The organism is Flagellimonas lutimaris, from assembly GCF_051494225.1.
Lineage (GTDB): Bacteria > Bacteroidota > Bacteroidia > Flavobacteriales > Flavobacteriaceae > Flagellimonas > Flagellimonas lutimaris_A.
In genome coordinates, this window is sequence record NZ_JBNPYE010000001.1 from 315,949 (window position 1) to 331,670 (window position 15,722).

Annotated in this window: 14 protein-coding genes; 4 read left to right on the forward strand and 10 right to left on the reverse strand. The window is 39.5% G+C overall.

Annotated features, from left to right (window positions below; genetic code table 11):
- Positions 1-151 precede the first annotated feature (151 nt).
- Positions 152-625 carry a DUF6495 family protein gene (locus ACQQ5U_RS01360; RefSeq protein WP_437395125.1) on the forward strand — a complete coding sequence of 158 codons (474 nt, stop codon included), beginning with the start codon at positions 152-154 and terminating at the stop codon, positions 623-625.
- 179 nt (positions 626-804) lie between these two features.
- Here the strand turns inward: ACQQ5U_RS01360 and ACQQ5U_RS01365 are convergent, their stop codons facing one another.
- A complete protein-coding gene (locus ACQQ5U_RS01365; RefSeq protein WP_437395126.1) occupies positions 805-1,368 on the reverse strand; it encodes a hypothetical protein in 564 nt (187 codons plus the stop codon).
- A gap of 344 nt (positions 1,369-1,712) precedes the next feature.
- Here ACQQ5U_RS01365 and hisS point away from each other — a divergent pair, with 344 nt between their 5' ends.
- Positions 1,713-3,101 carry a histidine--tRNA ligase gene (gene hisS, locus ACQQ5U_RS01370; RefSeq protein WP_437395127.1) on the forward strand — a complete coding sequence of 463 codons (1,389 nt, stop codon included), beginning with the start codon at positions 1,713-1,715 and terminating at the stop codon, positions 3,099-3,101.
- Here hisS and ACQQ5U_RS01375 read toward each other — a convergent pair.
- Both ACQQ5U_RS01375 and ACQQ5U_RS01380 read right to left on the reverse strand, forming a co-directional pair.
- The gene (locus ACQQ5U_RS01375; protein WP_437395128.1) at positions 3,085-3,633 is read right to left on the reverse strand and encodes an NUDIX hydrolase; all 549 of its coding nucleotides are present in this window, start codon (positions 3,631-3,633) and stop codon (positions 3,085-3,087) included. The genes hisS and ACQQ5U_RS01375 overlap by 17 nt on opposite strands.
- Positions 3,634-3,718: 85 nt before the next feature.
- The gene (locus tag ACQQ5U_RS01380) at positions 3,719-4,807 is read right to left on the reverse strand and encodes a M42 family metallopeptidase (protein WP_437395129.1); all 1,089 of its coding nucleotides are present in this window, start codon (positions 4,805-4,807) and stop codon (positions 3,719-3,721) included.
- Positions 4,808-4,909: 102 nt separating this feature from the next.
- Here ACQQ5U_RS01380 and ACQQ5U_RS01385 point away from each other — a divergent pair, with 102 nt between their 5' ends.
- Positions 4,910-5,629, forward strand: coding sequence for a DUF4294 domain-containing protein (locus ACQQ5U_RS01385; protein ID WP_437395130.1), 720 nt, complete (start codon positions 4,910-4,912; stop codon positions 5,627-5,629).
- On the opposite strand, the gene ACQQ5U_RS01390 is transcribed toward ACQQ5U_RS01385, so the two are convergent.
- Positions 5,626-5,862 carry a DUF6095 family protein gene (locus tag ACQQ5U_RS01390; RefSeq protein ID WP_437395131.1) on the reverse strand — a complete coding sequence of 79 codons (237 nt, stop codon included), beginning with the start codon at positions 5,860-5,862 and terminating at the stop codon, positions 5,626-5,628. The genes ACQQ5U_RS01385 and ACQQ5U_RS01390 overlap by 4 nt on opposite strands.
- 57 nt (positions 5,863-5,919) lie before the next feature.
- On the opposite strand from ACQQ5U_RS01390, the gene ACQQ5U_RS01395 reads away from it, so the two are divergent.
- On the forward strand, positions 5,920-7,239 hold the full coding sequence (locus ACQQ5U_RS01395) for a GntP family permease (RefSeq protein ID WP_437395132.1): 1,320 nt from the start codon (positions 5,920-5,922) through the stop codon (positions 7,237-7,239).
- A gap of 7 nt (positions 7,240-7,246) precedes the next feature.
- Here ACQQ5U_RS01395 and ACQQ5U_RS01400 read toward each other — a convergent pair whose 3' ends face one another.
- The 6 genes from ACQQ5U_RS01400 to trmD all read right to left on the reverse strand — a co-directional run bounded on the left by ACQQ5U_RS01400 (position 7,247) and on the right by trmD (position 15,720).
- Complete coding sequence (locus ACQQ5U_RS01400) at positions 7,247-8,131, reverse strand: DUF4249 family protein (protein WP_437395133.1); 885 nt, start codon at positions 8,129-8,131, stop codon at positions 7,247-7,249.
- Between the two features lie 143 nt (positions 8,132-8,274).
- Positions 8,275-9,171 (reverse strand): DUF4249 family protein, encoded by an 897-nt coding sequence (locus tag ACQQ5U_RS01405; protein ID WP_437395134.1) that lies wholly within the window; start codon positions 9,169-9,171, stop codon positions 8,275-8,277.
- A 4-nt stretch (positions 9,172-9,175) separates the two neighbouring features.
- The gene (locus ACQQ5U_RS01410; RefSeq protein WP_437395135.1) at positions 9,176-11,575 is read right to left on the reverse strand and encodes a TonB-dependent receptor; all 2,400 of its coding nucleotides are present in this window, start codon (positions 11,573-11,575) and stop codon (positions 9,176-9,178) included.
- 150 nt (positions 11,576-11,725) lie between these two features.
- Complete coding sequence (locus tag ACQQ5U_RS01415; RefSeq protein ID WP_437395136.1) at positions 11,726-13,945, reverse strand: NADP-dependent isocitrate dehydrogenase; 2,220 nt, start codon at positions 13,943-13,945, stop codon at positions 11,726-11,728.
- A gap of 621 nt (positions 13,946-14,566) precedes the next feature.
- Positions 14,567-14,917 carry a 50S ribosomal protein L19 gene (gene rplS, locus ACQQ5U_RS01420; protein ID WP_014031354.1) on the reverse strand — a complete coding sequence of 117 codons (351 nt, stop codon included), beginning with the start codon at positions 14,915-14,917 and terminating at the stop codon, positions 14,567-14,569.
- A gap of 125 nt (positions 14,918-15,042) precedes the next feature.
- A complete protein-coding gene (gene trmD, locus ACQQ5U_RS01425; RefSeq protein WP_437395137.1) occupies positions 15,043-15,720 on the reverse strand; it encodes a tRNA (guanosine(37)-N1)-methyltransferase TrmD in 678 nt (225 codons plus the stop codon).
- Positions 15,721-15,722 lie beyond the last annotated feature (2 nt).

The window sequence follows — 15,722 nt, forward strand, 5'->3', positions numbered from 1 at the left end:
CGAAACTACAATAAATAAAAGGGCTTGCCAAAAATCACAACTAGTATAGGTGTTAATCTAAACTTAAAGAATCGTAGTAAATTCAAGGTTTGGACGGTTTTCTTGTTCCAAAAACGGGGTGGTTCTGACTTACCTTTTATATTTTTGCAGCATGAAATATAGAAGATTGACCAAGGAGCAATTGGAAGAGCTCCACCCGGAATTTATCAACTTTTTGGCGACCCAATCCATTACTGCGGAGGAGTGGGAAACATTAAAAAAGGAAAAACCGGAAGTTGCCGAAGAGGAGATAGATGTTTTTAGTGATTTGATATGGGAAGGCGTGTTGAGTAAAGTGGAGTATTTGGAGAACATTTCCGAGCGCCACATGCATCTGTTCCATTTGACGGATAAAGAGATGAAGCTCCTTTCCGTTAAGATCATGAATCCAGAAATAGATTTAAGGACAGAAGTAGGCTTTGGTTGGTTCAAACGCAATTTTCAATCCGATTTTGTGGAATATCTTACCGCATCCAAGGCATACGGGGAGGATAAGAACGTAGATAAATTTGAAATCATCAAGCAAGGCGGTGTAATCACCAAAGGAGAATTGTACCAATGGTTTGAGCAGATTATGAAACACTGATCACGCATTCAAGAAATCCTAAACCAAGGTTTTTATTTGTAACCGTGTAGCTTGAAGTATTGAACAAAATAAGTTAATATTTCATTTTTAGCGGGATATCGTAACGTTTAAAATAGAAATACGGAATTACCGAGTTTTTTGATAATTCCGTATTTATTTGGATTGGTCAAGTCTTGATGTCATTCTAAACCGTAATATTCCATCACTTCAAAATAGTTATTAATATCCACCCCAGCGGTTTTTAAATTGTGGGCAACTGAGTTTTTACCTGCTGTTGCATCTGGGTTTATTTTTATCATAGTAATATGTAGATTTTCATATAGCCCCACTATCCAACCCGAAGGAATTCCTCCATCATAATCGGACATACTCAAATTGACCTCTCCAGTAGATACAGAAATGTCATATTGTCTATCGTGAGAAAAATCTCTACCGGGAATAGCTAAATATAAATTTTTGTCTACATCTTCTAAGAAGAAGATTAGTGTATGAGTGGATAAAACTTCATTTGTAAGTTCGTCCACCGGAAATTTAAAAACATTCGCAGGAACATCAATAAAGCTGACATCAATTATTAGCTTAGATACATTTGCATTACCGTCCTGTCCTATCTCACCTTGTGGCCCTTGTTCGCCCTGGATGCCTTGTTCACCCTGAATACCTTGCTCTCCATCTTCTCCAGAACAAGCAACAAAAAAGGAAGTGGTTAATGCCAAACCTAAAATTAATTTTAAAATTTTCATGTAAAATGTTTTAAAGTTTCCACAAACAAAAGATAATTACGACATTAATGGTAGGCGTAATTGACGGATACCCCATTTGAATTGACGTATGAGTTTTTTGGTATAATTTTCTGAGCTATATAAAAGTGTTGCGATATTAATATGGTAGGTTTTAAGATTTTTTGGTAGTTTTCCTTCAGGTCTGATATGCAAAAATCAAGGGTCTAGATTCATTGTCATTTGCGAAGAACGGAACGATGGATAAAGCCCTTAATCTTTTTCCATTCACCCTCTGTTCATCTTTTGCATTACTATCTTACATGCATCGACCAAAACCTTATATTTGCACGAGAATTTTACATTACATGGCAAAGAAACCATCCATACCTAAAGGAACCCGCGATTTTTCACCTGCAGAGGTGGCCAAGCGCAACTATATCATCCAAACCATAAAAAAGCATTTCGAAACCTATGGTTTCCAGCCGATAGAGACTCCGTCTTTTGAGAATTCAGAGACTTTGATGGGAAAATATGGGGATGAAGGGGACCGCTTGATTTTTAAAATATTGAATTCGGGTGATTTTATTTCCAAAGTGGATGATGTAACCTATAGTTCTAAGGATTCAGCTTCTTTGACGCCCAAGATTTCCGAAAAAGCCCTGCGTTACGACCTTACCGTACCCTTTGCCCGTTATGTGGTAATGCACCAGAACGAAATAGATTTTCCTTTCAAGCGATACCAAATTCAGCCTGTATGGCGTGCCGACCGTCCACAAAAAGGGCGTTTTCGTGAGTTTTATCAATGTGATGCCGATGTGGTAGGCGCGGACTCTTTGCTTCAAGAAGTGGAATTCGTACAGTTGTATGATGCTGTTTTTGCCGATTTGGGCCTGAAAGGAGCAATCATCAAAATCAATAACCGTAAAATACTTTCTGGAATCGCTGAAGTCATTGGCGCTAAAGATTTATTGGTCGATTTTACCGTCGCTCTTGACAAATTGGACAAGATAGGAGAGGAGAAGGTCAAGACCGAAATGATGGAAAAAGGCATTTCCGAAGGAGCCATTGCCAAAGCCCAACCTTTATTTGATATGACGGGTACTGCTTCCGAGCAGTTGGAAAAACTAAAAACCATTCTTGCTGATTCCGAAGTGGGAATGTTGGGGGTTTCCGAACTGGAAGAGATTATTTCCACCGTGGATATGGTCGGTTTGCAATCGGCCAACTTGCAGTTGGATGTAACCCTTGCCCGAGGCCTTAATTATTATACAGGCGCTATTTTTGAAGTTGCAGCACCGGAAGGCGTACAAATGGGTTCCATTGGTGGCGGAGGCCGTTATGATGACCTTACAGGCATTTTTGGACTCAAAGATGTGAGCGGTGTGGGTATTTCCTTCGGATTGGACCGTATTTACTTGGTTTTGGAAGAATTGAATCTGTTCCCGGATAGCTTGGATTCTTCGTTGGACGTACTTTGCCTCAATTTTGGAAAGCGAGAAGGAATGGCAGCCTTAAAATTGGTTTCTGGACTTCGCAAACAAGGTCTAAGGGCCGATTTATATCCTACGGATACCAAAGTACAGAAACAGTTTAAATATGCCGATAAAAGGGGAGTGCCTTATGTGATTCTCCTGGGAGACCAAGAGTTGACCGATGGCAAATTTGTAGCTAAAAATATGAAGACGGGCGACCAAAAAGATTATCCGTTGGATTCACTTGAAGAATTTGTGGAAAAAGTTAAGTCCGACTTTTGATCGCCTTAATAATGGTTTTGTAATATGTAGGTCCGTGCGGTACGTATTTGCCCATGCTGGCCAAACCCCATGTTTCCTCTGCAAATTTGAAAAGGGGTACCAAGGCTAAATCCTCAACTTCACTCTCTTGTTTGGTAAGTTGATTCAAAGTCACGCTTAGTTGGCACAGAAAAATGTGATGCAGTTCAGCGTCTATAAAATCTTCCGCAATTTTATGAACGGTCTTAAAAGTCCCTAAAGATTCCAAATCGATTTCCGATATGGTAAGGCCAATTTCTTCTTCAACTTCTCTAATGGCAGCAGTAACTATTTTTTCCCCTGCAGCAACATGTCCAGCTACAGAAACATCCCAAAGTAGGGGATGAGTGGCTTTGTTTTTGCCACGCTGCTGAATCAATACTCGACCCTCTGGGGTATAGAACCAAATATGAACGGTTGGATGGAGCAGACCTTTGCGGTGCGCTTCAGACTTTAAACAGGATTCCCCTGTAGGTTCGCCATTCCCATCCAATATATCAACATGCTCATCCATATTACATAAAGATAAAAAAAAGTCACCCCGAAGATGTTTCGGGGTGACATAATTTTAATATCCGAAGAGGATGAATTTAACTCAGTTAATCAAAATAACTGAAAGTTTCTCCCTCTTTGATGTTCAACAAGGTTTCGTAAATCAAACGGATAACGTTTTCCACATCATCCTTGTGAACTGTTTCTACCGTTGTATGCATATAACGCAAAGGCAACGAAATCAAAGCAGAGGCTACGCCACCATTACTGTAAGCGAAAGCATCGGTATCCGTACCTGTGTATCGGGACGATGCGTTGCGTTGGAATGGAATTTTATGGGATTCCGCAGTTTCCAAAATACGCTCGCGCAGTTTATTCTGTACCGCTGGGGCATAAGAAATGACAGGGCCATCACCAATTTTGGTTTCACCCTCTGTCTTTTTATTGATCATTGGGGTAGTAGTATCGTGACAAACATCCGTTACAATCGCTACGTTTGGTTTAATGGTCTGAGTGATCATTTCAGCACCGCGCAGTCCAATTTCTTCTTGAACGGAATTGGTAATGTACAATCCAAAAGGCAGCTCTTTTTTGTTCTCTTTGAGCAAACGGGCCACTTCAGCGATCATAAAACCACCCATACGGTTATCCAAAGCCCTGCAAACAAACTTGTCTTTGTTCAAAATTTGGAATTGGTCAGGGTAAGTGATCACGCAACCTACGTGTACGCCCATTTTTTCCACTTCCTTCTTGTCCTTGGCACCTATATCAATAAAGATGTTGTCCAATTTCGGTGGTTCTTCTTTGGCTTTGTTCCTAGTGTGGATAGCAGGCCATCCAAATACACCCTTTACAATGCCTTTTTTGGTGTGGATGTCCACCCATTTTGATGGTGCGATCTGGTGGTCACTTCCTCCGTTTCGGATAACATAAAGCAAACCTTCATCCGTAATATAATTAACGTACCAAGAAATTTCATCGGAATGCCCTTCGATTACAACCTTGTATTTTGCTTTTGGATTGATGACCCCTACGGCAGTACCATAGGTATCCGTAATAAATTCGTCTACATGAGGTTTCACATAGTCCATCCAAATTTTCTGCCCTTCCCATTCATAACCTGTAGGAGATGGGTTATTCAAGTATTTCTCTAGAAACTCAAGGGATTTTTTGTTGATGATTTTCTCTTTTGACATGAATTTAATTTAGTACACAAACATAAGAATATTCACTTTTATTTAATAGCCAAATCATACCTTTATACTTACTTTTGGCAAGACTATTGAGAAAGAAATGTTATGCTGCGTAACTGTTTTCTTGTTGTTTTTCTGGCAATTACTGCCCTAGGGTTTGCTCAGGAACCAAAAAAGGATTCCATTGTAAGCCATAGGGATTCTATTTCCAACGATTCCATTGAGGATTATTATGTTCGGTTTGAGGGCGATTCTATTTTGATGAGTTCCATAGAGCTGGATGAGGTTTATATTTTTGGGAAATTGGAGTTCGCGAACCGTAACGATAAATTACGTTACTACATTTTACGGCGAAAAACCTTGAAGGTGTATCCTTATGCCAAGTTAGCAGCAGAACGATTGGTGGAACTGAATGATAGTCTTCAACATATCAAAAAGCGACGACATCAAAAACGCTATACCCGAAAGGTGCAAAAATATATTGAAGGTGAATTCTCCGAAGAGTTGAAAAAACTTACCCGTACCGAGGGACAGATTTTGGTCAAATTGATACACCGACAAACTGGTACTACGGCATTTGATTTGGTAAAGGACCTGCGTAGTGGTTGGCGTGCATTTTGGTACAATACTACCGCGAGTTTGTTCAAAATCAGTTTAAAGGAGGAGTTTCGTCCTGTGGAAATCCATGAAGATTACTTGATTGAGGATATTTTGCAACGTGCTTTTGCGGCCAGCAGGTTGGAGCGACAAAAATCGGTCTTGGATTACGATTATGCCCAACTTTCCAACAAATGGAAAAGCAACTCTCCTCAGCCTAAAGATTAATTTTTGTTTTTCTTTCCAAAAACAGCTTCCATTACAATACTTACCGATCTAAATCCTAAATAAATGGCCAAAACAGCGCAGATAAAGCCCAAAATCAATACGGGCCAGTAAAAGGGGTGTCCCTCGTTTTTAAAGGCTTCGTAAATCAAAAATGGTCCCATAAACATGGCAAGCACAGTAAATCCAAAAGATTTTATTCCTTTTGCCAGAAGTTCTTTGTTAGTTCGCCTCATAGGACCAAAGTAGGAATATTAGCTTATATTTAGGGGATATTGCACTAAAAATTAACCATGGAAATACTAGTTCTTGGGGTCGTCGTCCTCTTCATTATTATTGCTACCGTAAAATTTAAGATGCACCCCATTTTCTCACTAACAATCGCTGCTGTAGCCTCTGGTTTTTTATTGGGAATTACGCCACAAGATATTATGGCGACCATGGCCGAAGGCTTTGGAAAAACACTATCGGGCATTGGATTGGTAATTGCATTCGGTACCGTTATTGGCATTTATCTTGAAAAAACGGGCAGTACACAAGTTTTGGCCAATAGTATTTTAAAAGTAATTGGTCTAAAGCGCTCACCGTTGGCAATTAATTTAGCTGGGTTTGTAATTTCCATTCCGGTTTATTGTGATTCGGGATATATTATACTTTCATCATTGAACAAGGCCATTAGTAAAAAAACAGGCATACCAACTTTGGTTTTCGCCATTGCATTGGCTACAGGACTGTATTCCGCCCATGTATTTGTACCACCGACTCCCGGGCCTTTGGCCGCTGCGGCTATTTTGGAGGCTGATTTGGGATTGGTATTGATATTGGGACTTTTGGTTGCTATTCCTGTTTCTATTTCAGGTTATTTTTGGGCACGGTTTATAGGCAAATCCCTTAAAGAGGATGAAACTGCTGATGTACAGAAAGAAAAAGAAGTGGTTAAATCCATGGTAAAACCTTATCAGGCTTTTTTGCCGCTGCTTGTGCCCATTGTTCTGATAGCAATGAATTCTGTTGTTAATTACCCCACACATCCTTTTGGAGAAGGTTGGCTGTTCAGTATTGTGGATTTTTTGGGAAGCCCGGTAATTGCACTTTTGATTGGTGTTTTCTTTGCTTTTGCCTTGGGAAGAAAAATTCCTGCCAAAGACAAGGAAGGATGGGTGCCTGAAGCATTTAGACAAGCCGGTTCCATTGTTTTGATAACCGGTGCTGGTGGTGCGTTTGGTGCCATTTTAAGAACCATGGATATAGCCTCCATCATCAACTTGGAATCCAGCACGGGGATTGGTGGCCTTTTGATTGCTTTTGTAATTTCGGCCGTGCTTAAAACGGCTCAAGGTTCTTCAACAGTTGCTATTATTACCACTTCGGCCATTATTGCACCTTTATTGGAAACTTTTGGTTTGATTTCCATAACTGATAAAGCATTGGCAGTTCTCGCTATTGGAGCAGGTGCGATGACAGTTTCCCATATTAATGATAGTTATTTTTGGGTGGTTTCCCAATTTTCAAACATGAATGTAAAAACAGCCTTGAGGGGACACACTTTGGGCACGTTGATACAAGGAACGGTAGGAATCTTGATGGTTTTATTACTCTATGCAATTATTTAGTAATTAACTATTCAATAATAATGGTCCGGCTGTATTCTTGAACCATGGCAAAATAACCCAAAGCATAATCATTGGGGCGTTCCACATTGTCAAATAAGTCGATATTGTCCAAACCTGTTATATCAAAAACATTGCCTCGTACTGTGGCTACTGGAGTTTGGAAGACTCCATTATTGTTTTCCGTCTGTTCTAAAACCAGATCAATATAATTGTAGAATTCCTCGGTCGCCCCCAAAATACTCACTGTGACATCTTGGCCCGCACTTAACTTTTGATCATAGAAATAGGAGAATTCAAATTGTTGACCTTGGAAGAATTCATCCTCCACGGTTTGAAATTCACTGTTCATAAAATCAAATACGTAGAAATTATCTTGATCCGGATTATCGGTGAAGGTGACAATAATCTCAGTTTCCTCATCATCAAAAAGTGTATCATCACCTTGTTCTAAATTGTCTATGGGAACAGTAGGGGCGTATTCGGTTTGGGCATAATATCTTTTCTCTTTGTGGGTGATTTGCAGTATAAAAACGACTCCAGGTTCCACATAAGCGGTTCTTATGCTATCCTGTGCTAAGTTTGGCACATATATCCCCGTGCCTACTTCTTTTTCAACAAGGTAGGAAAAGGCTAGATTTTCAAAAAGGCCACCGCCTGTCGGTTTTCCATAGTAAATCAATACACTTTCTGCTTGTGTAGGCTGGTTTTCCTCAAAAAAAATGCTGGATTCCTTCAACTTGATTTTTACGTCAACAAACTCCTGACTTTTGTCAACACGTACGAGTCCATCCACGACTAGTCTTGTTTCTACCTCTGGTAAGTCGATATCGATTGCATCCTCACAGGAAAAAAATAGTAAAGTCCCAAATAATATGGAAATTCCCTTCTTCATTGTTCTAGTTTGAATAAACGTCTTTCCCCAGAAAATTAAAATATCCATTCCATGGGAAACGTTGTGTCAATTTAGTTTGATTACAATGCCATATGAATTGATTCAGAGTACTGCACTGATTTTGCAAGTTGTTTTTCCCAAAACTAATCAGTAATGGTTAAAGTTTTAGAAAACTCCTGAACTACGGCAAAGTAGCCTAATGCATAATCGTTCGGACTCTCAACATTATCTAAAACAGTAATATTATCAAGATCTGTAACATCAAAAACATTGCCTCGAACCGTTGCTACCGGTGTTTGGAAAATACCACCATTATTTTGTGTCTGCTCCAAGACTAAGTCCATATAGTTATAAAAAGCCTCACTGGCTCCCAGAATGCTTACGGTTACATCTTCACCAGGGGTCAACTTACTATCATAGAAGTATGAGAAACTGAATTGCTGGCCTTGAAAGAATGTATCTTCCACTGTTAAAAATTCACTGTTCATAAAATCAAATACATAAAAATCATCCTTCTCCCCATCATCCGTAAAAGTTACTATTACTTCCGTTTCGTCTTCGTTTATAAAGGTATTATCTCCTTGTTCTAGATTATCTATCGGTACTGTAGGTACATATTCGGTTTGTGCGAGGTATCGTTTTGCATTATGGGTGACTTGTAAAACAAAAACGACACCAGGTTCCACTACAGAAGTCCGTATTCGTTGGTCCGATGAAAAATTTGGATCTGGAACATATACTCCGGTACCTGGCTCTTCCTCAATAAGGTGTGAGAAGTACAGAGTGTCGAACAATCCATTATCATTAAGTACACCATAATTAATCACGGCATTTTCGACTTGAGTAGGCTGGTTTTCATCAAAAAACACGCTTGTTTCTCGCATGGTAATCCTAACGCCCACAAACTCCTCGCTTTTATCTACCCGTAAGAGCCCGTCCACAACTAATCTAGTTTCTACTTCGGGTAGATTCACGTCAACCACATCTTCACAAGAAGTAATTGCGGTAAAGGTCAATATGGAAATCAGTAGTTTTTTCATGCCACTAAAACTTAAAGTTGTAGGTTACGGATGGGATGATGCCAAATATGGAGGTGCGAATTGCTTCGTTTCTTCCGTTATCCTCATTTTCCCTGAAATTAATAGATGCTGCATTTTTACGGCTATAAACATTGTAAATGCTAAAGACCCATTCGGATTGTATCTTTTTCCGACGATTTCTTTTGGGAGTCAATATAGCAGAGATATCCAATCGATGGTAATCTGGTAACCGTTCTTTGTTTCGTAATCCATAATAGGGAACATTGACACCTTCGAATTCAAACTGTCCAATAGGGTAATTGGTAGGTTGCCCGGTTTGATAGATGAAGTTTGCATTGAAATTCCATTTGTCATTAAGATCAAAACTACCATACAAGGACAGGTCGTGGGTTTTATCGTAAGGCGTGCTGTACCAATCCCCCAGATTAATACCGGTTTCCAGGTTTGATCGTCCAGAATCAATATTTAAATCCCTTCCGGGTGTTCTTTGTTCCGATTTTGATAGGGTGTACGCCAGCCAACCTTTAAGGCGACCCGTATTTTTTCTTATCAAAAATTCCAATCCATATGCCCTTGCTTGACCATTCAATATAACCTGTTCAATGGCATTATTGGCAATCAGGTTGGCCCCGTCGATATAATCTATTCTATTTTGAATGTCTTTGTAAAAGGTTTCGGTTTCTATGGTATATGCCCCATCTTTTACGTTTCTAAAATACCCTAAGGCAAACTGATCTAATAATTGTGGTTCAACAAAAGGTCCGCTAGGTGTCCATACGTCCAAAGGAGTAGGGGAGCTTGTATTGGATAGCAAGTGTAGGTATTGCGCCAATCGGGTGTAACTTGCTTTGATGGAATTATTCTCTTTGAAATTATAAGACACCGAAATCCTAGGTTCTAAATTAACAAAGGATTTGAGGGTCTCACTTCTACTAGAGTTGATGGAGTCTATGGGTTCAGCTTCGCGATAGACCAAGGTAAACGGGTCAAATTCAACTGGGTTATTGTTTTCGTAAACATAGAGTTCATCTTGTCCGAAACGATTAAATTGACTCATCCTTAGACCGTATTCAATACTTAGGTTTTCGGATATCTGGTGTTCAACGTCAACATAAGCGGCATTTTCGTTAGCATATTTTTTGGTAAGTTGTTCCTCTAAAATACCAGAATCGGGACTGTTGGGAACTATTTTACCGGGATTGAACACATAGTAGATGCTGTTTATCCCGTAATTCAACTGAAACTTATCGTTTAGGTAATGTTTTAAATCGTATTTAAGGTTAAAGTTTTGTATTCCTGAATTCCACTCAAATCCTACAAAATCGAGTTCTAAACCATAATAATAGTCTGAATAGATTAGGGAAAGGTTGGAGAAAAGTTTGTCCGAAAATAGATGGTTCCATCTAAAGTTTCCTACCGCATTGCCATAAACATTCACAAATCTATCGCTAACATTAAAGAGGTCTCTTCCAAAATAGCCGGATAGAAAAATACTATTGTTTTCATTGATTTTGTGGTTGATTTTGGCGTTTAAATCATAGAAATAGGCTTTATTGTCCTCGCCGGCCAGTTCCAGAAATAAATGGGCGTAGGAAGCTCTGCCGCCTATCAAGAATGCGGTTCTATCTTTTTGGATAGGTCCTTCAACAAGTAACCTGCTGGCAACGGCACCAATTCCTCCACTTACCTTTAGTTCTTTACTGTTACCTTCTTTCTGAAAGATTTCAAGTACAGAGGATACTCTTCCGCCATATCTTGCTGGAATACCGCCTTTAAATAGTTTGACATCCTTTATGGCATCGGGGTTAAATACCGAAAAGAAACCAAATAGGTGCGAGGAATTGAATACGGTGGCCTCATCCAATAGAATTAGATTCTGGTCTGCAGCCCCCCCTCTTACATTGAATCCAGAGGATGCCTCTCCGGCACTAGTAACTCCGGGTAACAGAATAAGAGATTTTATAACATCCGCTTCACCAAGAACCACGGGAATTTGTTTGATTGTTTTTGCAGCAAGAGAGGTTACACTCATTTGAGGTTTTCGAATATCCAATCGTTCCACTTCTTCTGTTACAACCACTTCTTCGAGCTCTTCTGCCTTCTCAGTTAGATTAAAATCTTGCTTAAGATTTTTGTTAAGGTTGATTGTTCTTACAACTTCTTGAAAACCTAAATAGGTCACAACCACTTGATATTGACCTTCGGGTAGGGTGATGGAATAAAATCCATATTCGTTTGTAGAGGTCCCTGTTTTAAGCTCCGATATGGCAATGGTAACGCCAATTAGAGATTCATTACTTATAGCCTCTGAGACCGTACCGCTCAGAGTAAACTTTTGCTGGGCATGAAGCACGAAAAAATGCCCAAACAGGGCAAGCAGCATTGCGAGATAATGTCTGGACATTAGATTGGTTTTTTTAAAAATACGCATTTATGGACAACGGAAAAAATGAAAAGCGGATGCTAGATTGAATTTTAACAATTGAATCTAAAAAAACAAAAGGCAGTCTTTTTTGGGACTGCCTTTCATAAACTAGTAGTAATCTGTTTTGATTTATCCTATAGAATTCAAAATCTCATTAAAGGTTTCACTTGGTCGCATAGCTTTGGATGCCATCTCTGGATTTGGAAGATAGTACCCCCCAATATCAACAGGTGAACCTTGGGCATCAATTAATTCTTGTGCAATTTTCTCCTCATTTGAAGAAAGTTCTTTGTGCACTTTACCAAAAATTGATTTCAACTCTTCGTCCTTGTCTTGCTTTGCCAATTGTTCGGCCCAGTAAAGCGATAGGTAGAAGTGGCTGCCTCTTGTATCCAGTTCGTTAACTTTTCTGGATGGGGATCTATCGTTGTTCAAAAACTCCTCGGTGGCTTTGTCCAAAGCATCGGCTAGTACCAATGCTTTTTTGTTGTTGTTCTTTTCTCCAAAGAATTCCAAGGAAACCGCAAGCGCTAAAAATTCACCTAGGGAATCCCATCTTAAGTGACCTTCTTCCAAAAATTGCTCAACATGTTTTGGGGCAGAACCTCCAGCACCAGTCTCGAATAATCCGCCACCGTTCATCAATGGAACAATGGAAAGCATTTTTGCACTGGTTCCAACCTCTAAAATAGGGAAGAGGTCGGTCAAGTAGTCTCTCAGCACGTTACCTGATACAGAAATCGTATCTTTTCCTTCCTTCATTCGCTTTAAAGTGAACTTTGTAGCTTCCGTTGGGGAAAGGATTCTAATATCCAATCCGTCGGTATTGTGATTTTTTAGGTAAAGATTTACTTTTTTGATTAATTCAACATCATGCGCTCTTTCTTCATCCAACCAGAAAACAGCAGGGATACCTGTAGCCCTGGCACGGGATACGGCCAATTTTACCCAATCCTGAACGGGAGCATCCTTTACTTGGCACATTCTCCATATATCGCCTTCTTCCACAGGGTGTTCTATCAAGGTGTTTCCAGAAGCGTCAACAACTTTTACTGTTCCTGTTTTCTCAATTTCGAAGGTTTTGTCGTGAGAACCATATTCTTCGGCCTTTTGGGCCATTAAACCTACATTGGGAACTGTTCCCATGGTTTTAGGGTCGAAAGCACCATGTTCCTTGCAAAAATCGATGGTAGCTTGGTACACGCCAGCATAACTACTATCCGGAATAACAGCTTTGGTATCCTGAAGTTCACCATTTTTGTCCCACATTTTACCAGAATTTCTGATCATGGCAGGCATGGAGGCATCAATAATCACATCACTTGGTACATGAAGGTTGGTAATTCCTTTATCGGAATTTACCATGGCCAAATCAGGTCCATTTTCGATACTTGCTTTTATGGCTCCTTCAATTTCTTTATGCTGATCTTCGGGCAGTTCCCCGATTTTGTCCAATAATGTTTCAAGACCATTGTTTGGGTTGATTCCCAATTTTTCAAAAGTATCTCCGTAGTTTTTGAACAACTCTGAGAAATAAACTTCCAATGCATGCCCAAAAATGATAGGGTCGGAAACCTTCATCATGGTGGCCTTAAAGTGCAATGAGAGCAGAATATTGTTCTCTCTGGCATCCGCTATTTCCTTGGTCAAGAAATCAACTAAAGCTTTTTTGCTCATCACCGTAGCATCGATTACCTCTCCTTTTAAAAGGGAAAGTTTGTCTTTTAACACGGTTGTGCTTCCATCTGCGCCTACTAACTCAATTCGAATCTCCTCCGCATTGGGCATGGTAATAGATTGTTCGTTGGCCTTAAAATCTCCATGGGACATGGTAGCTACGTGGGTTTTGGAGTCCGAAGACCATTCGCCCATGGTATGTGGATGTGCTTTGGCGTAATTTTTAACGGCTTTTGGAGCACGTCTGTCAGAGTTTCCTTCTCGTAGTACTGGGTTTACTGCACTTCCTTTTATTTTATCGTATTTGGCCTTTATGACTTTTTCTTCGTCTGTTTTTGGCTCATCTGGATAGTCGGGAAGGTTATACCCTTTTTTCTGTAATTCCTGAATGGCTTCTTTTAACTGTGGAATGGAAGCACTGATATTTGGAAGTTTTATAATGTTCGCCTCGGGATTTTTTGCCAATTCGCCCAAAATGGACAAATCGTCCGGCACTTGCTGCTCTTCGGTCAACAATTCGGGAAATACGGCTGCAATTCTACCGGCCAAAGAAATGTCCTTGGTCTCTACTGTAATATTGGCGGTTTCGGTAAATGATTTAACAATGGGTAAGAAGGATAAGGTTGCTAAGGCAGGAGCCTCATCTGTTTTGGTATAATAAAGTTTAGCCATTTATATGTATTTGTTTGAGCGGTTGCAAATATACGATTTATGGACGGTGAAGCACGAATGGAAGTTGCTAAAAGTGTGGGTTTTTAATGAGAATTTGTTAAAAAACAAAAGCCATATCCTCGATTTAACGAAGGATATGGCTTTCAGATAGGACTCAAGACTTGCTCTGTTTTACCAAAACTGCAACCTATTCGATTGCGCCTTATGTCCCTTCGACGTTTGCTCTGCTATGTTCTTAATTTTTCAACTAAACTACATTCTGCAAAGTGTACTGTTGTATTCCTAAACTTTATCAAAATGAAAAATTGCTCTTTCATTCGCACATAAAATTTATTATTTCTCTTTAGGTTTTGCCTAAGCTTTTCCCAAATTGAAATTCCTTTTGTGATCAGTAGTGTTACCAATTAAAAGGGAATCCACAGTTTTAAAGAACGTCAACTTTAAATCGATATAACCGTGATGGTATCACTATCATATCTTCGACTAAAGTATACTGAAAAATTAAATTTTACAACTTTTTAAGACATTAAGAATCAACATGATATGAACCGAGGTTATTAACAATTGTTCATAAAAAAAGCACCCATATTGGGTGCTTTTTCCTGTTGTATGGGATAATGATTATCCCTTAACTTCTTTAATTCGGGCCTTTTTACCGGTAAGACCTCTAAAGTAAAAGATTCTAGATCTACGTACTTTACCTTTTTTGTTTACTTCAACTCTTTGCAACGCTGGCATGTTTACTGGGAAAATTCTTTCCACACCTACAGTACCTGACATTTTGCGAATAGTAAAAGTTTCAGTTGCACCGCTTCCTCTACGTTGTATCACTACACCTTTAAAGAACTGGGTACGGGTTTTTTCGCCTTCCTTAATTTCGTAATAAACAGTGATGGTATCACCAGCTGAAAATTTTGGAAATTCTTTTTTTGGAACAAATTCGTCTTCAACAAATTTTATTAAGGATTCCATCTGTGTTTTTTTAAATGTTTTTTCAAGACCAACTTACACGGATTTCGTCAGAGGTTGATTTTGAGATTGCAAAAGTAATGCAATATTTAGAAATAGCAAGTGGTTTTTTTAAGTTTTGTTCTGCCTTATCTATCCAAAAGGTCTGGCCTTCTTTCTTGTGTGCGCTCCAAAGCTTTTTGTTCCCGCCATTTTTCAATTTCCGGAAAATTACCGCTAAGCAAGATTTTTGGCACCTCCATTCCTTTATATTCTGAAGGACGGGTATACACTGGCGGGGCCAATAAATTATCCTGGAACGTATCGGTTAGGGCAGAAGTCTCATCATTTAATACACCTGGCAACAATCGAATCACAGCATCGCATAATATGGCTGCTGCCAATTCACCTCCTGACAGCACATAATCCCCAATGGAAATCTCACGAGTAACGAACATATCCCTTACTCGTTGGTCCACACCCTTATAATGGCCACATAGCACAATGATATTCTTTTTCATGGAAATCTCATTGGCCATTCCCTGATTCAGTGTGCTACCATCTGGGGTCATGTAGATTACTTCATCGTACTCCCTTTCCGATTTGAGTTGGGAGATACATTTATCAATGGGTTCTATCATCATCACCATGCCGGCACCACCTCCAAATTGATAATCATCGATCTGTTTGTAATTTCCAATGGAATAGTCCCTTAAATTATGTAGATGTACTTCTACCAAACCCTTTTCGATGGCCCGTTTGAGTATCGAGGCTTCAAAAGGACTTTTTAAAAGTTCGGGGAGTACCGTTATAATGTCAATCCGCATGG